The following is a 21,793-nucleotide window of genomic DNA, read 5'->3' as shown; positions in this document are numbered from 1 at the left end:
CGGAACGCAAATCGCCCTTGCCTTCGCGGGCAAGCTTTGCGACATCAGCGCCAATCGAAAATCACGAGGCAGCAGGCATGGCAAAGCGCATCCAGAATCTGAGCGAAGTCATCGGCGACTACGATGTGGTTCTTTCCGACGTCTGGGGCGTCGTTCACAATGGTGTCGACCCGTTCATGCATTCCTGTAAGGCGCTCGCCGCAGCTCGTGAAGCAGGGGCGACCGTTGTCCTCATTACCAATTCGCCACGCCCGGCGCCCGGCGTCATCCAGCAGATGCGCGCACTCGGCGTGCCGGATGAAACCTACGACCGCATCGTGACATCCGGAGACGTGACCCAGCACCTGATCGTCGATGGCCCGAAGAAAGTCTTCCTGATCGGGCCGGACCGCGATCTCAACCTGTTCGACGGCCTCGGCGTGGAAGTCGTTTCCGCAGACCAGGCGGATTGCATCGTCTGCACAGGATTCTTCGACGACGAAGAGGAAGTACCGGAAGATTATACCGAGATGCTGACCGACTTCGCCAAGCGCGAGGTGCCTCTGATCTGTGCCAATCCCGATCTGGTGGTCGAGCGCGGCCATCGCATCATTCCCTGCGCAGGAGCGGTTGCCGCCTATTACGAAGAGCTGGGCGGCAAGACCCGGGTTGCCGGTAAGCCGCACCGGCCGATCTACGAAGCGACGCTTGCTGCCGCCCGGGAAGTGCGCGGCGATTTCCCGATGAGCCGGGTTCTGGCGATCGGTGACGGCATGCCGACTGACGTGCGCGGCGCTCTCGCCTATGGCCTCGACCTTCTTTATATCAGCAGCGGCATCCACGTGGCGGAATATACGATCAACGGTCAGACGGACGAGGCGATTTTGAACGCTTGGCTGAAGCGCGAGAATGCAACGCCGAAATACTGGATGCCGCGCCTGGCCTGAAGCGGAACTGCATCGATGACCGTATTTCACCGCAACGAGAAGAAGGAGCCGCTGCCCGAAGCGCTGAAGGGCGGCGTTGTGGCGATCGGCAATTTCGACGGCGTGCATCGCGGTCACCGCAGCGTGCTGGAGCGTGCATTGACGCTTGCCGCAGAGCGGGGCGTTCCGGCGCTGGTGCTGACGTTCGAACCGCATCCGCGGACGGTGTTTCGGCCCGAGGAGCCGGTGTTCCGCCTGACACCCGCTCCCATGAAGGCACGGCTTCTGGAGGCGATGGGCTTCCGATCCGTAATCGAATATCCTTTCGATCGTGATTTTTCGATGCGTTCGGCAGAAGAATTCATCCAGACGATCCTGGTCGACTGGCTTCATGCCAGTGCGGTTGTCACCGGCTTCGACTTCCATTTCGGCAAGGGCAGGGAAGGCGGCCCGGCCTTCCTGATGGCCTCCGGAGAGCGACACGGCTTCACGGTCTACTTGATGGACGCCTTCCGGGACGAGAATGCCGAGGTCATTTCCTCCAGCCGCATCCGGGCGCTGCTGGGTGAAGGCGATGTGAGCGCCGCAGCCGGCTTGCTCGGGTACCGGTATACGGTGGAGGCGGAGGTGATCGGCGGCGAAAAACTCGGACGTCAGCTCGGCTTCCCCACCGCCAACATGCAGCTTCCGCCGGAAGCAGAGCTGAAACCCGGCATTTATGCCGTGCACTTTCGCCGTGCGGACGGGACGCTCCATGACGGCGTGGCGAGCTATGGACGCCGCCCTACGGTGACGGAAAACGGTGTTCCGCTGCTGGAGACCTACGTCTTCGATTTCTCCGACAGCCTTTATGGAGAAACCTGCTGCGTCTCCTTCTTCGGCCATCTGCGCGACGAACTGAAATTCGATGGCCTCGATCCGCTGGTCGCCCAGATCAGGCGGGATGAGGAAGAAGCACGGGCGCTACTCTCCGGAGTGAGGCCATTGAGCGAGCTGGACGCTAGGATTGCGTTTTGACTTTTTGGAATTCCCCTTCCTTTCCCGCGCAAAAACCCGTAATAACCGCCACCATGAAAAAATCCAGGTCGGCCCAGATCACAGGTAAGATGATCATTCGAATTATAGGCCCGGCCTTCCGCGCGCTTTAGGAGCGGCCGGAGGGTCCGGGTTTTCGGCGCTTGCGTAAAGCGCCTTCCGCCACCGAATTTTCATTCACGATGCGCCCCTTGAGCGCTGCCAGAGACGATTACCCGCCATGACCGATACCGCCGAAAAGCTCGACTACTCGAAGACCCTCTATCTGCCTGAAACCGATTTCCCGATGCGCGCCGGCCTGCCGCAGAAGGAGCCGGAGCTGGTCTCCCGCTGGCAGCAGATGGATCTCTACAAGCAACTGCGCGCTTCCGCCGCCGGCCGGGAAAAGTTCGTCCTGCACGATGGCCCGCCCTATGCCAACGGCAACATCCATATCGGCCATGCGCTGAACAAGATCCTGAAGGACGTCATCACCCGCTCGTTCCAGATGCGTGGGTTTGACTCCAACTACGTTCCCGGCTGGGACTGCCACGGCCTGCCGATCGAGTGGAAGATCGAGGAGGAGAATTACCGCTCCAAGGGCAAGCAGAAGCCGGACCTGAAGCAGCCGGACGCGATGATCGAGTTCCGCCGCGAGTGCCGCGCCTATGCGGAAAAATGGATCAAGGTTCAGGCGGAAGAGTTCAAGCGCCTCGGCATCGTCGGCGATTTCGACAATCCGTACCTGACGATGAATTTTCACGCGGAAAGCCGCATCGCCGGCGAGCTGCTGAAGATCGCCAAGAGCGGCCAGCTCTATCGCGGCTCCAAGCCGATCATGTGGTCGGTCGTCGAGCGCACCGCGCTCGCGGAAGCGGAAGTCGAGTATCAGGACTACGAGAGCGATACGATCTGGGTGAAGTTTCCCGTTCTGATGGTCCAAGTTGAGCCGGGTGCGGGCAAATCCGATCTTTTGGATGCTCATGTCGTCATCTGGACGACTACGCCATGGACCATCCCCGGCAACCGCGCGATCTCCTATTCGCCAAAGATCGCTTACGGCCTCTATGAGGTCACGGAAGCCGCCAATGACTTCGGCCCGCGTCCGAGTGAAAGGCTGATCTTCGCCGACAAGCTGGCTGAAGAGAGTTTCGCCAAGGCAAAGCTCCAGTACAAACGTCTGCGCGATATCTCCGCCGATGAGCTTGGTGCGATCACCTGCGCCCATCCCCTCAAGGGCCTTGGCGGCGGCTACACCTTCGACGTCCCGCTGCTCGCCGGCGATCACGTCACCGACGATGCCGGCACCGGCTTCGTCCACACCGCCCCCTCGCACGGCCGCGAGGACTTCGAGGCCTGGACGCATCATGTCCGGGAGCTGGAAGCGCGCGGCATCGACACGAAGATCCCGTTCCCGGTCGACGATAGCGGTACCTACACGGCAGATGCGCCGGGCTTCGACGGCGTGAGGGTCATGGACGACAACGGCAAGAAGGGCGATGCCAACGATCGCGTCATCAAGGCGCTGATCGAGAGGAACGCGCTGTTTGCGCGCGGTCGCCTGAAGCATCAGTATCCGCATTCCTGGCGGTCGAAGAAGCCGATCATCTTCCGCAACACGCCGCAATGGTTCGTCTATATGGACAAGGACCTCAAGGACGGCACGACGTTGCGCACCCGTGCGCTTAAGGCGATCGACGACACCCGTTTTGTTCCTGCGGGCGGCCAGAACCGTCTGCGCGCCATGATCGAGCAGCGTCCGGATTGGGTGCTGTCGCGCCAGCGCGCCTGGGGCGTGCCGATCTGCGTCTTCGTGGATGACGAGGGCGAAATCCTGCAGGACGAGGCGGTCAACCAGCGCATCCTCGACGCCTTCGAAAAGGAAGGCGCCGACGCCTGGTTCGCCGCCGGTGCCCGCGAGCGTTTCCTCGGCTCTCGCGCCAACGAAGGCTGGACGCAGGTCATGGACATCCTCGACGTCTGGTTCGATTCTGGCTCGACGCACACCTTCACGCTCGAAGACCGTCCGGACCTGAAATGGCCGGCTGACGTTTATCTCGAAGGTTCCGACCAGCATCGCGGCTGGTTCCATTCCTCGCTCTTGGAATCCGCCGCCACCCGCGGACGGGCGCCCTATGACACGGTCGTCACCCATGGTTTCACCATGGATGAGAAGGGCCAGAAGATGTCGAAGTCACTGGGTAATGTCGTGGCGCCGCAGGACGTGATGAAGGATGCAGGCGCCGATATCCTGCGCCTCTGGGTGATGACGACGGACTACTGGGAAGACCAGCGTCTCGGCAAGACGATCATCCAGACGAATGTGGACGCCTACCGCAAGCTGCGTAACACCATCCGCTGGATGCTCGGCACGCTCGCTCATGACGAGGGCGAGGAGATCGCCTATGGCGACCTGCCCGAACTTGAAAAGCTGATGCTGCACCGCCTGGCGGAACTCGATAAAGTCGTCCGCGAGGGGTATGACGCCTTCGAATTCAAGAAGATCGCTCGCGCGCTCATCGACTTCGCCAATATCGAGCTGTCGGCCTTTTATTTCGACATCCGCAAGGACGCGCTCTACTGCGACGCGCCGTCTTCGCTGCGCCGCCGTGCGGCACTTGCCGTCATCCGCAAGATCTTTGACTGCACGGTCACCTGGCTTGCTCCCATGCTGCCGTTCACGACGGAAGAGGCCTGGCTTTCGCGCAACCCGCAGGCGGTCTCCGTGCATCTCGAACAGTTCGCGAACGTTCCGGCCGAGTGGAAGAACGACGTTGTTGCGGAGAAATGGGCGAAGATCCGCAAGGTCCGCTCGGTCGTCACCGGCGCTCTCGAGATCGAGCGCAAGGACAAGCGTATCGGCTCCTCGCTTGAGGCGGCGCCGGTAGTCTATGTCACCGATCCGGAGCTTCTCAAGGCGCTTGATGGGCACGATTTCGAGGAAACTTGCATCACGTCAGGCATCGCCATCGTTGCAGGCGAGGGACCGCAGGACGCCTTCCTGCTGCCGGAAGTGCCGGGTGTGGTTGTCGATCCGACGCTGGCGGAGGGCGTGAAATGCGCTCGTTCCTGGCGGGTGACGAAGGATGTGGGCTCCGATCCGGAATATCCGGATGTCTCGGCCCGTGACGCTTCCGCGCTTCGCGAGCTTGCGAGCCTTGGCCGCCTCGGTTGATCCAAAATGGCCGGATGATTGCGCTTTGGCGCGTCATCCGGTATTTCTGCCTGAAATTGGCCGGATTTTCCGGCCACTTGGGGTGCAAGTAGACTGAGGCGTCGGGACGGACGCCGCTGGAAGGGTTTTGATGACAACCACATCTGCGTTTCGTGTCGGCATGGGCGTGGCCGGCGTCCTTGCCGTGGCATCGGCCCTTTCGGGCTGCGCGGGCGGTCCGACCTACGGGACCGACAAGACGGCTTTCGAGCAGCTGACCGACGATCTCGGCCAGTCCGTTTCGCTCGGCGGCAAGAATGACGAAGCGAAGCGCAATCTGAAATACAATCCCCGTCCCGCTTTGGTCGTGGCAAAGGGAGATGCGGCGAACCTGCCGCCGCCGCAGCAATCGCTGGCCAATCGTGAGACCAACCCGAACTGGGTCGAATCTCCGGAAGAGACCCGTCAGCGCCTGCGTGACGAGGCCGCAGCGAACGAAAAGGATCCCGGCTATCGTTCTCCGCTGCTGGCTGGCAAGGGCCAGGCAGGGCAGATGACCGAGTCCGAAAAATGGGAAGCCTTTCGCAAGGCCAAGCAGGACGCCGAAACCGTCGATGTCTCGGCCCGCCGTCGCTCGCTCGTCGAACCGCCGGCAGAGTTCCGCTCCACCGATGCGGCCAATCTTAGCGATGTCGGCGAACCGGAGCTTCAGAAGGAAAAGCGCCGCAGGAAGGAAGCCGCGGACGCGAAGAAGTCCAGCGACTGGTGGAAGCTGTTCTGATCAGATTTCTTCGTGCCCGGCGGTCCCATCGGTATCTCTTCTCGATTTGAAGAAGCCGGTGAGCAGTGCGGCCGCCTCGGTCTCGCCCAGGCCGGAATAGACTTCGGGGACGTGATGGCAGGTCGGCTGGCGGAAGAAGCGCACGCCGTTGTCGACCGCTCCACCTTTAGGATCGTCCGCGCCGTAATAGAGGCGGCGGATACGCGCGAATGAAATGGCTGCCGCGCACATCGTGCAGGGCTCCAGAGTCACGTAGAGATCGGCGCCTGCAAGCCGCTCCTGGCCGAGCGCTGCAGATGCTTCGCGGATGACGGCTATCTCCGCATGGGCGGTAACGTCGTTGTCGGCGCGGGTGCGGTTTCCTGACCGGGCGATGATCGTGCCGTCGAGCACCAGCACGGCTCCGACGGGAACCTCGCCGCGAGCCGCTGCGGCCCTTGCCTCGGCGAGTGCCGCATCCATGAACCCGTCGCTATTAGGCATTTCGGCGATTCCCTCTTAACCCGGATCGCGTGAACTGGTAGGAAGCATCCAACCAGAGCCCGATTTGCGGGCGTGAACCCGTCTCAGTCAACACGAACAAGAATGTCCGGATCGCTCCGTTAGACATCACGCTTCAGGCAAACAACAAATGAATTCAAAAGACAAGCCGAAGCGCGGCGAAGGCAGGACCTTCGTTCGCGAAACCAAGCCAAGATCGGCTCCAAAGGCTGCGCCCGCCGACAAGGCGGGAGCCAAGAAAAAGTTTGCGCAGAACGCGGTTCAGGAAAAGCCTGCGAAGGCAGCGCGCAGGCCCGCGCCGATCGCAACCGTATCCGCTGGAGCCGAGGGCAAGGCGGAACGTATATCGAAGATCCTTGCGCGTGCCGGCGTCGCGTCCCGGCGCGATGTCGAACGCATGATCATGGAAGGCCGCGTCAGCCTGAATGGCAAGGTGCTGGAGACGCCGGTCGTCAACGTGACCCTCGACGACAAGATCGAAGTCGACGGTGTGCCGATCCGCGGCATCGAGCGCACTCGCCTGTGGCTCTACCACAAGCCGGCTGGCCTTGTGACGACCAATTCCGATCCGGAAGGTCGTCCGACCGTTTTCGACAATCTGCCGGAAGGTCTGCCGCGCGTCATGTCGATCGGCCGCCTCGACATCAACACTGAAGGGCTGCTGCTGCTCACCAACGACGGCGGTCTTTCGCGCGTCCTCGAATTGCCGACGACCGGTTGGCTGCGCCGCTATCGTGTGCGCGCTCACGGCGAGATTGACCAGGAGGCGCTCGACAAGCTGAAGGAAGGCATCGCCGTGGACGGCGTGCTCTACGGCTCGATCGACGCGACGCTGGATCGCAGCCAGGGGCGTAACGTCTGGATCACCATGGGACTTCGCGAAGGCAAGAACCGGGAAATCAAGAACGTCCTCGGGGCGCTGGGCCTCGAAGTAAACCGTCTGATCCGTATTTCCTACGGCCCTTTCCAACTCGGGGATCTTCCGGAGAGCGAGGTCATCGAGGTGCGCGGTCGCATGCTGCGCGACCAGCTCGGTCCGAGGCTGATCGATGAATCCAAGGCGAATTTCGACGCGCCGATCTATAACGATCGAGAAGCCGAAGACGAAAAGCCGGCGCGTACGGAACGGTCGGATTGGGCCGAGAAGCCGGAAAAGACGGAGCGCCCGCGCTTCGGCAAAACCGAGGACCGTCGTGAAAAGGCGCTTGGCCGTCTCGACACCAAGCCTGGAGACCGCAAGTTCGGCGACAAGCCACGCGGCAAGGGCGGCGCCAAGAGCAATGATCGCGACTTCGGCGAGGAACGTCCCAAGAAGCGGCCGCCGATGGGCACGAGCCGCACGGCAAATGTCTGGATGGCGCCTGGCGCGCGGCCGACCGCCGATGGCAAGGGAACGAGAACGTCCGCGCGTGCCGAGGCCGAACAATTGTTCAAGAAGCCTGCTCCGGAAAATGATCGTCGCGTCGTGGTCAAGCGGGCCGAAGAGGACAGCGACTGGATCCGTGCCGATGCCCCGGCCAAACCGGAGAAGGACGATTTCGGCCGCAAGCGGTCTTCCGGCGATCGTTCCTTCGGAGATCGGCCGCCCAGGGGCGATCGCCCGTTCGGCGACAAACCCCGCGGAGACCGCAAGCCGCGCGCGGAAGGAGAAGGCCGTTCCGAGCGTCCACGCGGCGAGCGCACTTTTGGTGATCGTCCCCCACGCGGCGATCGTTCTTTCGACAAACCAAAGGGAGATCGTTTCTTCGGCGACAGGCCTCGTGGCGACCGCAAGCCCCGTGAGGATGGCGATCGTCCGGCACGGCCTTTCGCGAGCGAGGGTCGCTCCGAAAGACCCCGTGGAGAGCGGTCATTCGGTGATAGGCCCGCCCGCAGCGAACGCCCTGCCGGTGACCGGCCCTTTGGCGACAAGCCGCGCAGCGGAAAGCCCGGTGGAAAGTCCTTCGGCGGAAAGCCGGGCGGCGGAAAAGGCTTTGGCGGGAAACCGGCCGGCGGACGGGCCAAGCCAGGTGGCAGCAAGCCCGGCGGTCGTCCAGGTGGCGCAAGGCCCGGCGGTAAGCCGCGTACGCCAAGGGGGTAGCGCGCGGTGCGGATCGTTGGTGGTGAATTTCGCGGCCGGTCGCTGGCCACGCCAAAAAGCAGCGACATCCGGCCGACGATCGACCGGACGCGCGAAAGCCTGTTCAACATCATCGGGCACGTCTATCCGGAGGCAATCGACGGCTCCCGGGTGATCGATCTTTTCGCCGGCACTGGCGCCGTGGGGCTGGAGGCCTTGTCGCGCGGCTGCCGAAGCGCGCTTTTCGTCGAAAACGGCGTTGAGGGACGAGGTCTCCTTTGGGAGAACATCGACAACTTCGGTCTGCATGGCCGGGCGCGCATCCTTCGTCGCGACGCTACGAAACTCGGCACCATCGGCACCATAGAGCCATTCCATTTCCTTTTTGCCGATCCGCCCTATGGTCAGGGACTGGGTGAAGCGGCGCTGCTTTCGGCGCATGCCGGCGGCTGGCTGCTTCCCGGAGCGCTTGCGGTGCTGGAGGAGCGGGCCGACGTGACGCCGACGCTCGATCCGGTGTTCAAGCCGCTCGAAAGCCGCGTCTTCGGCGATACCCGCATTGGTTTCTTCCGCTACCAGCCGATCTGAGAGGGAATGGGATGAATACCCGGCTTGCCTTTCCGGACCTTGAGACCGCAGAGCAAAAAGGTGAACCGACTTTTGCCGTGGCCTTCGGAGGCGGTGGTGCGCGGGGTGTCTCCCACATCCAGATCATCGAGGCGCTCGACGAGCTGGGCATTCGCCCGGTGGCAATTTCCGGTTCCTCGATCGGCGCGATCATGGGCGCCGGCATGGCATCGGGCATGACCGGACGCGAAATCCGGGACTATACGCTGGAAACCGTCGGTCATCGCGGCACGCTGCTCAATAAGCTCTGGAGCCTTGGCCCGGCAACCATGCGGGACAAGCTCGGCGGCTTCCGCTTCGGGCACTTCAATCTGGAGCTTATTCTCGATGCCTTCCTGCCGCCTCAGGTCCCGAAGGATTTCGAGGATCTCGAAATCCCGATGAAAATCTCGGCTACCGATTATTATGGTCAGGCAGAGGTGATCCTGGAGAAGGGAGATTTGCGCCAGGCGATCGCTGCGTCCGCCGCCATCCCCGGCCTCTTCATGCCGATCTGGGTGAATGGCCGGGTCATGATCGACGGCGGTGTCTTTAATCCGGTGCCGTACGAACAACTGATGGAACTTGCCGATGTGGTGATCGGCGTCGATGTGGTCGGCGCGCCGGAAGGCGATGGCACGCATCCGCCCAACCGCATCGACAGCCTATTCGGAGCGAGCCAGCTCACCATGCAGGCGAGTATTTCCCTGAAGCTGAAACTCAATCCGCCGCAGATCTTCCTGCGGCCCTCGGTTAACCGGTTCCGGGTTCTGGATTTTCTGAGGGCACGGGAAATTCTGAACGAATCCGAAAGCGTGAAAGACGAGCTTAAACGCGCGATCGACGCGCTTCACTCTGCGGCTGCCGAAGGCTGATCAGCTCTCGGTAATCGCTGCGTCGGCGCTCACCTCCTCCACGAGAGCTGCTCGCTTCGGTTTGATCAAAGGCTCTGGCCGGACCGGCCGATTGAGCAGCATTTCGCGGCCGGCACCGAGCCCCTGGACCGCCTGAACCTGCAACCGCTCCTCGTCGCGCCGGCGGATATCATCGCTGATTTCCTCCGCTTCGTTCTCGCTCATGCCAAGCGCCTCCAGCGAACGGCGACCGAAAACCAAGCCGGATTCGAGTGTTTCGCGCAGCTCGTAGTCGACATTGCGAGCCCGAAGCGACAGGGAATGGATGCGGTCATACGAACGCACGAAAAGGCGAACGTCCGGAAATTCGGAACGGATCATGTCAACGATGCGGTCGGTCGTTTCACGCTTCTGAGTGGTGACCGCGACGATTTTTGCCCGCTCGATGCCGGAGGCGATCAGCACATCCCGGCGGGTGCCGTCCCCAAAATAGATGCGGAAGCCGAAACTGGCCGCTTGTCGGATGCGATCTGCGGAATCATCGATGACGGTCACTTCGCGTCCGCCGGCCAGCAGGATTTGCGCGGCGATCTGGCCGAAGCGCGAAAAGCCGATCATCAGCACGTCCGCCCCGGCGCCGCTGAAATCCTCCGCCAGTTCTTCGCGCGTCTCGGCGCTGCGGAGGCGTCTTGAAAGTGCCGCCCCGAGCGGCGTAAGCGCCATGGAGAGCGTCACCGCGGCGATCAGCAGCGATGCGGTGGCGGAGGAAAGAAGGCCTGCCGCAGTCGCCGTGGTGAACAGCACGAAACCGAATTCGCCGCCTTGCGGCAGCAGGACGGCGATCCGCACCGCATCCTGGTGCGGAGAGCCCCAAAGCCGGCAGAGCCCGTAGATGACCAATGCCTTCACCGCCATGAAAAGCGGCACGGCCGGCAGGATGAAGAGCAGGTTGTCGAAAATCACGCCGACTTCGAGCGACAGGCCGACCGCCATGAAGAACAGCGCCAGCAACAGTCCGCGGAAGGGTTCGATATCCGCTTCGAGTTCATGACGGTAGGAGGATTCTGCAAGCATCACGCCGGAGAGAAAGGCCCCCATCGCCATGGAAAGGCCGACTGCCTGCATGGCCGCAGCCGATCCCAGCACGACCAGCAGGGCAGCCGCGATCATCACTTCCCGGGCGCCGGTGCGGGCAATCACCTGGAACATCGGGGTCAGAAGGTACCGCCCGGCAAGCACCATGGCGCCGACAGCGCCGACGGCAATCGCAAAATCGAGAAGCGGCGTAGCTTCGGCCTCCACCGTCCCGGGGGAAAGGATAGTGATCATGGCGAGAAGCGGAACGATCGCCAGATCCTGGAACAGGAGGACCGAGAAGGATCGTTGCCCGTAACGGCTGTTCATGTCGCCGTCGTCGTTCAGGATCTGCAGCGCGAAGGCCGTCGACGATAGCGCCAGACCAAAACCGATAATCAGGCTGCCGCGCCAGTCCGCCATGTTTGCGAGATAGGCGAGCCCCGTGAGCGCCAGCCCGGAGATCACCACCTGCGCCGGACCAAGCCCGAAGACATCGCCGCGCATCTGCCAAAGGCGGGAAGGCTTCAACTCGAGGCCGATGATAAAGAGCAGGAAAACGATGCCGAATTCGGAAAAATGCAACACCTCTTCCGTCTCGACGATCTGCTGCAGGATCGGGCCGATGACCACGCCTGCAGCGAGATATCCGAGGACGGTACCGAGCCCGAGCTTCCTGAACAAGGGTGCTGCGATCACGGCTCCGCCGAGGAGAAGCAGCATTTGGGAAAACATGGAATCCGGCGCGGCCATAGGGATACTTTCGAATAGATAGGCGATTGGTCGTCTCAAGAATCGGCGAGCCGGCCTTGATGCTTCTGACAGTGCACAATAAATGGAGCGAGAATGAAAGGCTTGCAATCATGACCTCCCAAATCGATTCCGCCGACCTGCTTTCCCGCGCCAGCGAACTCATCGATCTAGCCAAGGCCGCGGGGGCGGATCAGGCGGATGCGGTGGTTGTGCGTTCCCGCTCCCGCTCCGTAAGTGTTCGTCTCGGCAAAGTCGAGGGAACCGAAGCCTCCGAAAGCGACGATTTTTCGCTGCGCGTCTTCATCGGTAAACGGGTGGCGAGCGTTTCGGCCAATCCCGGCTTCGACATGAAGACACTGGCGGAACGCGCCGTTGCCATGGCGAAGGTCTCTCCGGAAGACCCGTTCGCTTGCCTGGCGGACGAGGCCGATCTTGCCAAGTCCTATCCGGACCTCGAGCTTTTCGATGCAACCGACCTGCCGACCGACGATCTGCGCGAAGCGGCGCTCGCAATGGAGCAGGCCGCGCTCGATGTTTCCGGCGTCACCAACTCTTCCGGCGCCGGCGCATCCGCCGGCATGGGCGGGCTGGTTCTGGTGACCTCGCATGGTTTCTCGGGGAGCTATATGGCGACCCGCTTCGGGCGCTCCGTCAGCGTCATCGCCGGCGAAGGCACGAAGATGGAGCGCGACTACGATTTCGACAGCCGTATCTATGCCGCCGATCTGGACGATCCCGATGTGATCGGTCGCCGCGCCGGCGAACGCGTGGTGAAACGCATCAATCCTCGCCAGGTCGATACGGGCAGCAATGTCACTGTCGTCTTCGATCCACGCATCGCCCGCGGTTTCGTCGGCCATATTGCCGGCGCGATCAACGGGGCCTCGGTTGCTCGAAAGACGAGCTTCCTGCGCGACAAGATGGGCCAGCAGGTTCTGAAGGCGGGACTGAATATTACCGATGACCCGCTCGTGGTACGTGGCTCCTCCTCCCGTCCTTTCGACGGCGAAGGCGTTTGCGGGCAGCGCATGGTGATGATCGAGGACGGGGTGTTGAAGCACTGGTTCCTGTCGACGTCCACAGCCCGCGAGCTTGGGCTTTCCACCAATGGCCGCGGCGTACGCGGCGGCACGGCAGTGACACCGGCATCTACCAATCTGGCTCTGGAGCCCGGTGATATTTCTCCGGAAGAACTGATCCGTTCCATCGGCACGGGGTTCTACGTCACCGAGCTGATCGGTCAGGGCGTCAACATGATCACCGGCGAATATAGTCGTGGCGCGACCGGCTTCTGGATCGAAAACGGCGAACTTGCGTTTCCTGTTTCTGAAGTGACGATAGCCTCCAATCTCAAGGACATGTTCATGCGGATCACTCCGGCAAACGACATCGATCGAAAGTTCGGCGTCGCATCGCCGACGATTGCCATCGAGGGCATGACGCTGGCGGGACGCTGATTCCCGATGGAAACAGAAAATTGGCAAGAAGACCTCGAACTTATTCGCCATGCGGCACACCAGGCGGGCGAGATCGCTCATGGCTTTTTCGGCCGCTCGCCGGAGGTTTGGTGGAAGAACGAGGGAAAGTCGCCGGTCAGTGCCGCCGATTTCGCCGCAAATGACAGGCTCCAGAGCCTGCTTCTGAAGGCGCGGCCGAATTATGGCTGGCTTTCGGAGGAGACTGACGACGATGCCGCGCGGCTCTCTTTGGAAACGCTGTTCGTGATCGATCCGATCGATGGCACGCGTGCCTTCATCAATGGTGAAAAGACCTGGTGCGTTTCGGTGGCGGTGGTCCATCGCGGTCAGCCGGTCGCAGGTGTCCTCTTCGCTCCGGCGTTGGAGGAGGAGTTCGCGGCAGCGAAGGATGGCCCTGCGCTCAAAAACGGGCGATCGATCACCGTCAGCGCCGGCCGCACCGATGGCGAGCTGGTCATTGCCGCGGACGAAAATCTCGTCAAGAAGTTTGCTCCGGACTTCCGCGCCGAAGTGCGCCGCGTCCGCCACGTTCCTTCGCTTGCCTATCGGCTGGCCATGGTGGCGGATGGCCGGATCGACGGCACCGTCGTCAAGCGCAATTCCCATGACTGGGACCTTGCTGCCGCAGACCTGATCTTGGAGCGCGCCGGCGGGCGCCTGCATGACCTCGACGGCAACCGGCTCGTCTACAATCGCGAAAGCGTCAGCCACGAGATGCTGATCGCCGGCGCTGCTCACGCTTTGCAAAGCCTTTTACCGCACGTTACGGAGGGTGCTGCGGGTTGACCTTTGCGGCAGAATGCAGCAGAGGAGAGCAAAATAGACGGATAACGGAAAATGACGGAAACAGGCGAAAAGAAACAACTCCTGCACCTGGTCTTCGGTGGCGAGCTCAAGAACCTGGAGAGCCTTCAATTCCAAGACCTCTCCGCCCTGGATATCGTCGGCATCTATCCAGATTATGCTAGCGCCCTGGTTGCCTGGCGGGCAAAGGCGCAGCAAACGGTCGACAATGCGCAGATGCGCTATTTTATCGTCCATATGCACCGGCTGCTCGACCCGGACAGCAAGTCGGTCTGAGATAAGCCACGCGCGATAGATTATGCCATGGAATGCCGGTTCTCCCGCCTTGGCGTGAGCACGAGAACCCTATTTTGACGCATTTGTAAAACACATAAAACTCGGCTACGGATATTTAATCGGAGGGGCTATCACATTGACGGCAGCCATGATTGATCGGGGACAGATGCGATGACCAGCGGCTTGGCGCGCACAGCTCTTCTCGGTTATCGCTTGGCGGGCGTGGCCCTCTATCCGCTGGCAAGTCCCTACCTCGGCTACCGCGCCATGAAGGGCAAGGAAGATCGGGCGCGGCGTCTGGAACGGCTCGGTTATGCCAGCTTGGCGCGTCCGCGTGGTCCGCTGGTGTGGGTGCATGCGGCGAGCGTAGGCGAAACCATTGCCATCATGCCGATGATCCGCGAGCTGCGCCGTCGTGAGATCCATATCCTTCTCACCACCGGTACCGTCACCTCGGCAAATCTTGTGCAGTCGCGCCTCGCCGATGAGGTAATCCATCAATATGTGCCGCTCGACGTCAAATTTCCGATCAAGCGCTTTATTGCCTATTGGAAGCCGGACGCCTGCATTACTGCCGAATCCGAAATCTGGCCGACGACGGTCGCCGAGTTGGCTCGGCGCGGCATCCCGCAGATCCGGGTCAACGCCCGCATATCCGATCGCTCTTTTGCCCGCTGGAGCAATTACGGCTCCGTTGCCGAGGCATTGTTCGAAAAAATGGCGCTGGTTATCGCGCAATCGGACCTTGATGCGGAACGGTTCCGAGACCTCGGTGCTTGGCCTGTGATCGTTTCCGGCAACCTCAAGAGCGATACCGACCCGCCGCCCTGCGACGAGGACGTCCTGGCTCGCTACCGCAAGGAAATCGGCGGCCGCAAGACGTGGGCAGCGATCTCCACCTTCGACGGCGAGGAACAGATCGTCTCAGCCGTGCACCGGACGTTGAGACCGAAGAACGGCCAGCTCACCATTTTGGTGCCACGCCATCCGGATCGCGCCGATGCGATCGAGGCGATGCTGAAGGAAGCCGGGCTCACTGTGGCCCGCCGCTCCCGCAACGACGTGCTGACGCCGGAGACGGACATTTTCCTCGGGGATTCGATTGGGGAAATGGGCCTCTATCTCCGGCTCACCGAGATCGCGTTTGTCGGAAAGTCCTTGTCGCAGCAAGGCGGGCAAAATCCCCTGGAACCCGCGATGCTTGGTTGTGCGGTGCTTTCGGGGCCGCAGGTGCAGAATTTTCGCGACGCCTATCAGCATCTCGTGCGCAAGGGTGGTGCTCGCATCATCAAGGATGTCGAAATGCTCGCCAAGGCGGTTCACTATCTGATGATCAACGACCTTGCCCGCCGCAAGATGGTGGATTCCGGGCATGACGCGATGGAAGAGATGCGTGGCGCTCTGTCGAAGACCATCAAGGCGCTGGAGCCTTACATCAATCCGCTGACCGTCAGCGCTCGGCTGCAGCCGAAGGCCGCTGCCGTCCGATGACCTCTGCAGGTTTTGAAAAGATCGCCGGCATCCTCTTCGACAAGGACGGAACGCTGTTGCGTTACGACGAGAGCTGGGGACCGGTCAACCGTGAGGCGGCGCGTATCGCAGCAGCGGGTGATGCCGACCTTGAGCCTCAGCTTCTGTTTTCGGGCGGCATGGATCCTGTCTCGGGTCATACGCGGCCGGACAGCCTGCTCGCCGCCGGCAATGCCGCCGAGATCGCTGCCGGTTTCGTGTCTGCCGGTTCACCGATCGAAGTTGACGAACTCACTCGGCTGCTCGACGATCTCTTCGTGCGCTCTGCCGAATTCTCCGTGCCTGTCACCGATCTTTCGGCGCTTTTTTCGCGACTGAAGGCGAGGGGCCTGAAGCTGGGGGTGGCTTCCAGCGACAATGAGGAGGCCATCCGGCAGACGGCGATAAGGTTCGGCTTTATCGACCACCTGGATTTCATCGCTGGTTATGACAGCGGCCATGGCGTAAAGCCGGAGCCCGGGATGGTTCTAGGCTTCTGCCGTACTGTCGGGATCGAACCCGCTGCGGTTGCCATGGTCGGCGACAATAACCATGACATGCATATGGGTAGGAACGCCGGGGTTGGATTGAAAGTGGCGGTGTTGACCGGCACCGGTTCCCGCGAGACCCTGTCGGCCGCCTCCGACATTTGCCTGGACGACATCACCCTGCTCGAAAGTCTGCTCCCGGAAGCCGCCGAAGCACACTAAGTACCCCGAAGACTTGCCTTTTTGGAAAAACTCCCATTTTCTGCGCGGGCAGTCTCACTATGGATTAGCGTATGGTATCGGAAGCACCGCCATTCTGGTGGACGAAAGCGGATTGGCGCGCTTGGGGTCTCTCGCCCTTTTCCTTCATTTACGGCCGGATAGCCGGACGCCGCATGGCGCGAGCACGGCGGGCGAGCGTTCCCGTACCGGTTATCTGCGTCGGCAATTTTACGGTCGGCGGAGCGGGCAAGACACCCACCGCGATCGCGCTGGCGCGTGCCGCCAAGCAAAAGGGGCTCAAGCCGGGCTTCCTGAGCCGAGGCTATGGCGGGTCGATTGATGTCACGACTGTTGTCGACCCTGATCACCATCGTGCCGAAGCCGTCGGCGACGAAGCCTTGCTGCTCTGCCGCGAGACGCTGACGGTGATCTCGCGCACTCGCGCCGATGGGGCTCGCAAGCTTGTCCAGGAGGGCGCGGACCTGATCATCATGGACGACGGCTTCCAGAGCGCACGGCTGGCACTGGATTTCGCGCTCGTCGTCATCGATACCGTGCGGGGCATCGGCAATGGCCATCTGGTTCCCGGCGGCCCCGTGCGAGCACCGATTGCCGAACAGATGCGTCAGCTCTCAGCTATTCTGAAGGTTGGCGACGGAGTGGCGGCCGACCGCCTCGTTCGGCAAGCCGCGCGTGCCGGCAAGCAGGTCTATGTCGCATCGTTGAAGCCCCGGGAAACCAATGAGATTGCGGGAAGCGCGCTGCTCGCTTTCGCCGGCATCGCGGATCCGGAGAAGTTCTACCGCACCGTCCAGCAGCTTGGCGGGCTGATCATGGTGAGGCGGGCCTTCCCAGATCATCATCATTTCAGCGAAGACGAAATTTCGGATCTGCTGGACGATGCCGCAAAGGACGACCTTATGCTCGTCACCACAGCAAAGGACGCAGTGCGGCTGACGGGCCATCACGGTCGCACGGAAGAGCTTGCGTCAAAGGTGAGGGTGGTCGAGGTCGACATGGTCTTCGACGATCCGCAGGCGCCCGGCAAGATCATTCAGACTGCCATCGCCAATTACCGGCAGCGGCGCCTGAGGGATAATGGCCGGGAGAAGGGCTAGCCGCGGCTCTGGTTCGGCAGGATGCCGGCGCGTTTGTCTGCCTCGAGTGAGCTGGCGCAGTCCACATAGGGTTCCTGCCTTGCTACGCTCCAGTAGCGAAGCTCATCGACCGGAATCTGCTTTCCTGTGATGGCGCAGACGACATAGGAGCCTGAGGTCAGGATCTGGTAGTCGCCGTCGAGATACCGGATTTTCGCTTCGCGGAAACCGCTTCCCTCGAACCGGTTCATCTTTCGTCTCCTGCGCAAAAACATGGGACTGCTCTACACCCCGCGGTTTCCAAATGCCAGAGCTTTCAGCTCCGGCCGAAGAGCCGCTCGATGTCGGAAAGCTTGAGTTCGATATAGGTCGGCCGGCCGTGATTGCAGGTTCCGGAGCCGGGCGTCGCCTCCATCTCCCTCAGGAGCGCGTTCATCTCCTCCGGCTTCAACCGCCGGCCGGAACGCACCGAACCATGGCAGGCCATGGTGGCGGCGACATATTCGAGTTTCCCGCGAAGGCCGCCTGCCGTATTCCATTCGGCGATCTCGTCCGCGAGATCGCGAACAAGCGAGCCCGCATCCATCTCGCCGAGCATTGCAGGCGTCTCGCGCACCGCAACGGCTCCGGGACCGAAACGTTCGATCGAAAGCCCCAACCGGTCGAGGTCCGATGCATGCGCCATCAGCCGGTCGCAATCCTCTTCCGGCAGATCGACGATCTCGGGAATAAGAAGAACCTGGCTGGCAAGTCGTTTGTCGTTGAGTGCCTTGCGCATGGCCTCGAAGACCAGGCGCTCATGGGCCGCATGCTGATCGACGATGACGAGGCCGTCTTCAGTCTGCGCGACGATATAGTTTTCGTGGATCTGCGCCCGTGCTGCGCCCAGGCGGTAGCGCGGCGCGGCATCGTCGGCGATCCGGGAAACCGGCTCGGAGATGACCGCATCCGCCCGCGCCGCCGGCATCGTCAGGACGTCGAAATCCGATTGCACACGTTCGGAAAAATCACGAGAGGGCTGCAGATCAAGAGGCCGGAAGGGTGAGGCGGCGGCGCCCCAGGGGGTGCGCGACGCAGTCGGGGGAGGAGAAAAACCGGGCCGGAAGGATCTCATCATGCCCGAGGTCCCCGTCGTTGCCGCGCGGTCGCCTTCCCTATGCAGCGCCTCACGGATCGCTCCGACGATGAGACCACGCACCAGGCCTGGATCTCGGAACCTCACATCCGCCTTGGCCGGATGCACGTTGACGTCGACGAATGCGGGATCGAGCGTGATGGACAGGACTGCGACCGGGTAGCGCCCGGAGGGGATGCTTTCTGCGTAGGCGCCGCGAATTGCCGAGAGGATCAGCTTGTCCTGCACAGGCCGGCCGTTGACGAAGGCATATTGATGGGCGGAATTGCCGCGGTGGAATGTCGGCACGCCGACAAAGCCGGAAAGGCCTACATCCTCGCGCATCGCATCGATCTCTATCGCATTGTCGCGAAATTCGGCGCCTAGAACCTGGGCCATCCGGGCGAGGTGGTCATCGCCGGTAGCCGGGAATTCCAGGGTCGAGCGATCGCTTCCCGAAAGCACGAAGCGTATCTTCGGAAAGGCGATCGCCATCCGCTTGACGACTTCGGTAATGGCGCCCGCTTCGGCTTTTTCCGTTTTCAGGAATTTCAGACGCGCAGGGGTGGCGAAGAAGATATCGCGCACCTCCACGACTGTGCCGGGATTGGCGGGGGCCGGTTTGACCCCGGTCCCCTTGCCACCGATGACGGCGACTTGCGAACCGGCCGCATTGCCCGCCCTGCGACTGGTGATGGTGAGCTTGGCGACCGAACCGATCGAAGGCAGCGCCTCTCCGCGGAAGCCTAAGGTGCGGATATCGTCCAGCGTCTCGGATATCTTCGAGGTGCAGTGGCGCCGTACCGCAAGGTCGAGGTCCTGTGCATCCATGCCGCTGCCATTGTCGGTGATGCGGATGAGGCTCTTGCCGCCGCCTGCGGTGGCGATCTCGATCCGGCTGGCCCCGGCGTCGATGGCATTTTCGATCAGTTCCTTCGCGGCGCTGGCAGGCCTTTCGATGACCTCGCCGGCTGCGATCTGGTTGATCAGCGTTTCGGGCAGTTGTTTGACGGACATTCTTTTATTGTCTGGGATTCGCGGCGTGAAGGAAAGCTTTTCCGGTGGGCTTCAACCCCTTTTGAAGGCATCTTCCGCGGGCGCAGGGTCGTTCATTAATTGCGCCTTAAGACAAAGTCGATAATTTGACCGGTATTAAAACTGGATGAAACCGGAGGAGCGCCCGCTCCCCGCAGGTGATCAGGATGGCGGTTCGCTGGGCGCCGCCATAAAAGGCCGGATCACCCGTTGAAGACTTGGAACCAGCATGTCCCCGACCCTACACGACTGAAACTAGAAGGAATTTGGCCGAGAGGGAAACAATCGGCATAACGGCCGGCTTTGACCCGTGTCCGAAAAGCATACAGGGAGTTTCATCCTATGAATGATTTGTGGTCCGCGGACGCGAACATTCAAACTGCCATGCTCGAAGTGATATCCGAAGGCATTTCGGGCGGCGTTTTCATTTATGACAAAAATGACGTAATCGTTTTTGCAAGTCAGCACTTATTTAGTCTTCTCTCGGTCCCCAAGAGTTTTCTTGCGCCCGGCACCCGCCTCCGGGACCTGCTTGGCGCCGTTTACGACAGCGGTGGGCGCTTTTCCACCGACGGAACCGGCTCGCGCCGGACGTTGAATCGCGACGACTGGATCGCCGAACAGATTGCCACTCTATGGAAGGAGCGCACCGACGCATTGGAGCGCCGGGGCATGGACCGATGGCTGAGCCTTTCAAGACGCCGCCTTCCCTCCGGTTACGGCGTGTGCGTCATCAAGGACGTGTCCGACCACAAGAAGCGGGAGGAGCAATGGCGCGGTGATATGGAACGGGTCCAGATTACCGAAGAAGTGCTCGACAATCTCCCGTTCCCCATCACGGTCAAGGACAGGAACCTCACCTTCGTTGCCGTCAACAAGGCGGCCTGCCGGTTCTTCGACCTGCCGCCAGAGGCGATGCTAGGCCGCAAGGGATCAGACATTCATCCGCCCGAACTGGAAAAGCGGCTCGCGGAGGTCAACCGGCAACTTTTCGAGACCGGGGATCCCGTACAGATTGCGGAACGGGTAAAGCGGCGGGATGGCGCCGAAATCGTCATCAGTGCCAGCAAATACCGGATCGGCAAACCAGGCCGCTATTACCTTGTCACAGCGATGGAAGATGTCACGGCCCGGGTTGAAACGCATAGCGAGAGCGGACCGGCGCCCTCGCATGTCGATCCTGTCGACCTGATCTCTTCCACGCTCAATCTCTCCAAGGGTCAATCGAATCCGGAGCCGGAGGTCGCCGAGAAGGGTGTATCTGGCCATAAGGTGCTGGTCGTCTCCGCCCATCCGGGGACGGAACAGCAAGCGCTGTCGATCCTTGCAACTCTCCGGCTCGACATCTCGTCCGTGTCGAGCGCAGAGGAACTTGACCTTTTCCTGCGCCTTGCCGGAGAGGCCGGGGTCGGTGTTGATCTCATCGTTCTGGACGCCGACATGCCTGTCCAATGCCTGGAGATCGCTGGCGACTATGGCATAGCCACCATCACGATGGATGCCGATGGTATGGTGCAGGAGCTCGCTGCAGCCGTTGATGACGCGCTTGAAGACAAAGAAGATCGCGGTGTCGACACCGAAAATCCGCAGATAACTTTCGATTCCCGTGCGGAAGGTACGGACATCGATATCCTCGTCGCAGAAGACAACGATGTAAATCAGATCGTCTTCTCGCAGATACTGGAAGGCCTCGGCTATCGTTATGCGATCGCGGCTGACGGAGAAGAGGCGGTTCGGCTGTGGCAGCAACATGCCCCGCGGCTCATCCTGATGGACGTCACGCTTCCGAAGCTCAACGGCTTCGAGGCAAGCGCGCGCATCCGCGCTTTGGAAACGATCGACAATTCCGTTCCGATTATCGGCGTACTTGCCTTTGCCTTCGACCGGGACCGGGATCATTGTTTCGCGTCCGGCATGAATGACGTGATCCTGAAACCAATCAGTCCGGAGGCGCTCGAGGCCGTTTTTGAAGGCTACCTGGGTGCGACGATGAAAAGGTCCTTCGCCTAGACGATTAATAGGCTCTTTGACATATGTTAAGATCGACGCATGATTTTTTAATCTTTTTC

At 61.5% G+C, this 21,793-nt stretch carries 18 protein-coding genes; 14 read left to right on the top strand and 4 right to left on the bottom strand.

Annotated features, from left to right (window positions below; genetic code table 11):
- Positions 1-77: 77 nt before the first annotated feature.
- The 4 genes from EDE05_RS00470 to EDE05_RS00455 all read left to right on the top strand — a co-directional run bounded on the left by EDE05_RS00470 (position 78) and on the right by EDE05_RS00455 (position 5,854).
- Positions 78-926: a TIGR01459 family HAD-type hydrolase gene (locus tag EDE05_RS00470; RefSeq protein ID WP_105374103.1), complete on the top strand. Its 849-nt coding sequence runs from the start codon at positions 78-80 to the stop codon at positions 924-926.
- Between the two features lie 15 nt (positions 927-941).
- On the top strand, positions 942-1,922 hold the full coding sequence (locus EDE05_RS00465) for a bifunctional riboflavin kinase/FAD synthetase (RefSeq protein WP_134099402.1): 981 nt from the start codon (positions 942-944) through the stop codon (positions 1,920-1,922).
- A gap of 238 nt (positions 1,923-2,160) precedes the next feature.
- Positions 2,161-5,094, top strand: coding sequence for an isoleucine--tRNA ligase (gene ileS, locus EDE05_RS00460; RefSeq protein WP_134099399.1), 2,934 nt, complete (start codon positions 2,161-2,163; stop codon positions 5,092-5,094).
- A 160-nt stretch (positions 5,095-5,254) separates the two neighbouring features.
- Positions 5,255-5,854 carry a hypothetical protein gene (locus EDE05_RS00455; RefSeq protein ID WP_245422994.1) on the top strand — a complete coding sequence of 200 codons (600 nt, stop codon included), beginning with the start codon at positions 5,255-5,257 and terminating at the stop codon, positions 5,852-5,854.
- Here the strand turns inward: EDE05_RS00455 and EDE05_RS00450 are convergent, their stop codons facing one another.
- A complete protein-coding gene (locus EDE05_RS00450; protein WP_134099396.1) occupies positions 5,855-6,337 on the bottom strand; it encodes a nucleoside deaminase in 483 nt (160 codons plus the stop codon).
- Between the two features lie 148 nt (positions 6,338-6,485).
- Between EDE05_RS00450 and EDE05_RS00445 the strand changes: the two genes are divergently transcribed.
- Genes EDE05_RS00445 through EDE05_RS00435 form a run of 3 tightly spaced genes read left to right on the top strand, consistent with a single transcriptional unit; the run spans position 6,486 to position 9,895 of the window.
- Positions 6,486-8,435, top strand: a complete 1,950-nt coding sequence (locus tag EDE05_RS00445) for a pseudouridine synthase (protein ID WP_134099394.1) — start codon at positions 6,486-6,488, stop codon at positions 8,433-8,435.
- Positions 8,436-8,441: 6 nt separating this feature from the next.
- On the top strand, positions 8,442-9,002 hold the full coding sequence (gene rsmD / locus EDE05_RS00440; protein ID WP_105374109.1) for a 16S rRNA (guanine(966)-N(2))-methyltransferase RsmD: 561 nt from the start codon (positions 8,442-8,444) through the stop codon (positions 9,000-9,002).
- A gap of 11 nt (positions 9,003-9,013) precedes the next feature.
- Entirely contained in the window at positions 9,014-9,895 is an 882-nt protein-coding gene (locus tag EDE05_RS00435) for a patatin-like phospholipase family protein (protein ID WP_132408696.1), read from the top strand.
- On the opposite strand, the gene EDE05_RS00430 is transcribed toward EDE05_RS00435, so the two are convergent.
- On the bottom strand, positions 9,896-11,701 hold the full coding sequence (locus EDE05_RS00430) for a monovalent cation:proton antiporter-2 (CPA2) family protein (protein ID WP_132408698.1): 1,806 nt from the start codon (positions 11,699-11,701) through the stop codon (positions 9,896-9,898).
- 110 nt (positions 11,702-11,811) lie between these two features.
- Between EDE05_RS00430 and EDE05_RS00425 the strand changes: the two genes are divergently transcribed.
- The 6 genes from EDE05_RS00425 (at position 11,812) to lpxK (ending at position 17,596) form a co-directional block, all read left to right on the top strand.
- Positions 11,812-13,158 carry a TldD/PmbA family protein gene (locus tag EDE05_RS00425; RefSeq protein ID WP_132408700.1) on the top strand — a complete coding sequence of 449 codons (1,347 nt, stop codon included), beginning with the start codon at positions 11,812-11,814 and terminating at the stop codon, positions 13,156-13,158.
- A gap of 6 nt (positions 13,159-13,164) precedes the next feature.
- Positions 13,165-13,965 (top strand): 3'(2'),5'-bisphosphate nucleotidase CysQ, encoded by an 801-nt coding sequence (locus EDE05_RS00420; protein ID WP_112801429.1) that lies wholly within the window; start codon positions 13,165-13,167, stop codon positions 13,963-13,965.
- Positions 13,966-14,016: 51 nt separating this feature from the next.
- Positions 14,017-14,259, top strand: a complete 243-nt coding sequence (locus tag EDE05_RS00415; protein ID WP_105374115.1) for a DUF4170 domain-containing protein — start codon at positions 14,017-14,019, stop codon at positions 14,257-14,259.
- 171 nt (positions 14,260-14,430) lie between these two features.
- Positions 14,431-15,750 carry a lipid IV(A) 3-deoxy-D-manno-octulosonic acid transferase gene (waaA, locus tag EDE05_RS00410; protein WP_105374116.1) on the top strand — a complete coding sequence of 440 codons (1,320 nt, stop codon included), beginning with the start codon at positions 14,431-14,433 and terminating at the stop codon, positions 15,748-15,750.
- Positions 15,747-16,478, top strand: coding sequence for an HAD family hydrolase (locus tag EDE05_RS00405; protein ID WP_134099391.1), 732 nt, complete (start codon positions 15,747-15,749; stop codon positions 16,476-16,478). Before waaA ends, EDE05_RS00405 begins: the two co-directional genes overlap by 4 nt.
- 71 nt (positions 16,479-16,549) lie before the next feature.
- Positions 16,550-17,596, top strand: a complete 1,047-nt coding sequence (lpxK, locus tag EDE05_RS00400; protein ID WP_134099389.1) for a tetraacyldisaccharide 4'-kinase — start codon at positions 16,550-16,552, stop codon at positions 17,594-17,596.
- Here lpxK and EDE05_RS00395 read toward each other — a convergent pair.
- The gene (locus tag EDE05_RS00395; protein WP_105374119.1) at positions 17,593-17,826 is read right to left on the bottom strand and encodes a DUF2093 domain-containing protein; all 234 of its coding nucleotides are present in this window, start codon (positions 17,824-17,826) and stop codon (positions 17,593-17,595) included. The two genes, lpxK and EDE05_RS00395, sit on opposite strands and share 4 nt — an antisense overlap.
- A 65-nt stretch (positions 17,827-17,891) precedes the next feature.
- On the bottom strand, positions 17,892-19,706 hold the full coding sequence (mutL, locus tag EDE05_RS00390) for a DNA mismatch repair endonuclease MutL (RefSeq protein ID WP_134099386.1): 1,815 nt from the start codon (positions 19,704-19,706) through the stop codon (positions 17,892-17,894).
- A 360-nt stretch (positions 19,707-20,066) separates the two neighbouring features.
- On the opposite strand from mutL, the gene EDE05_RS00385 reads away from it, so the two are divergent.
- A complete protein-coding gene (locus tag EDE05_RS00385; protein WP_134099383.1) occupies positions 20,067-21,734 on the top strand; it encodes a response regulator in 1,668 nt (555 codons plus the stop codon).
- The last annotated feature ends 59 nt before the right edge of the window (positions 21,735-21,793 follow it).

This window comes from Neorhizobium sp. R1-B (assembly GCF_004368875.1).
Lineage (GTDB): Bacteria > Pseudomonadota > Alphaproteobacteria > Rhizobiales > Rhizobiaceae > Neorhizobium > Neorhizobium huautlense.
This window is presented reverse-complemented; position numbering and strand designations above follow the sequence as displayed.

Excerpts from the sequence above, each read along its gene's own strand:
- EDE05_RS00455 (WP_245422994.1), top strand. The coding sequence starts at position 5,255 with ATGGGCGTGGCCGGCGTCCTTGCCGTGGCATCGGCCCTTTCGGGCTGC.
- EDE05_RS00470 (WP_105374103.1), top strand. The coding sequence starts at position 78 with ATGGCAAAGCGCATCCAGAATCTGAGCGAAGTCATCGGCGACTACGAT.
- EDE05_RS00415 (WP_105374115.1), top strand. The coding sequence starts at position 14,017 with ATGACGGAAACAGGCGAAAAGAAACAACTCCTGCACCTGGTCTTCGGT.
- EDE05_RS00465 (WP_134099402.1), top strand. The coding sequence starts at position 942 with ATGACCGTATTTCACCGCAACGAGAAGAAGGAGCCGCTGCCCGAAGCG.
- EDE05_RS00395 (WP_105374119.1), bottom strand. The coding sequence starts at position 17,826 with ATGAACCGGTTCGAGGGAAGCGGTTTCCGCGAAGCGAAAATCCGGTAT.
- EDE05_RS00405 (WP_134099391.1), top strand. The coding sequence starts at position 15,747 with ATGACCTCTGCAGGTTTTGAAAAGATCGCCGGCATCCTCTTCGACAAG.
- EDE05_RS00450 (WP_134099396.1), bottom strand. The coding sequence starts at position 6,337 with ATGCCTAATAGCGACGGGTTCATGGATGCGGCACTCGCCGAGGCAAGG.
- lpxK (WP_134099389.1), top strand. The coding sequence starts at position 16,550 with ATGGTATCGGAAGCACCGCCATTCTGGTGGACGAAAGCGGATTGGCGC.
- EDE05_RS00435 (WP_132408696.1), top strand. The coding sequence starts at position 9,014 with ATGAATACCCGGCTTGCCTTTCCGGACCTTGAGACCGCAGAGCAAAAA.
- mutL (WP_134099386.1), bottom strand. The coding sequence starts at position 19,706 with ATGTCCGTCAAACAACTGCCCGAAACGCTGATCAACCAGATCGCAGCC.
- EDE05_RS00445 (WP_134099394.1), top strand. The coding sequence starts at position 6,486 with ATGAATTCAAAAGACAAGCCGAAGCGCGGCGAAGGCAGGACCTTCGTT.
- waaA (WP_105374116.1), top strand. The coding sequence starts at position 14,431 with ATGACCAGCGGCTTGGCGCGCACAGCTCTTCTCGGTTATCGCTTGGCG.
- ileS (WP_134099399.1), top strand. The coding sequence starts at position 2,161 with ATGACCGATACCGCCGAAAAGCTCGACTACTCGAAGACCCTCTATCTG.
- EDE05_RS00425 (WP_132408700.1), top strand. The coding sequence starts at position 11,812 with ATGACCTCCCAAATCGATTCCGCCGACCTGCTTTCCCGCGCCAGCGAA.
- EDE05_RS00385 (WP_134099383.1), top strand. The coding sequence starts at position 20,067 with ATGAATGATTTGTGGTCCGCGGACGCGAACATTCAAACTGCCATGCTC.
- EDE05_RS00430 (WP_132408698.1), bottom strand. The coding sequence starts at position 11,701 with ATGGCCGCGCCGGATTCCATGTTTTCCCAAATGCTGCTTCTCCTCGGC.
- EDE05_RS00420 (WP_112801429.1), top strand. The coding sequence starts at position 13,165 with ATGGAAACAGAAAATTGGCAAGAAGACCTCGAACTTATTCGCCATGCG.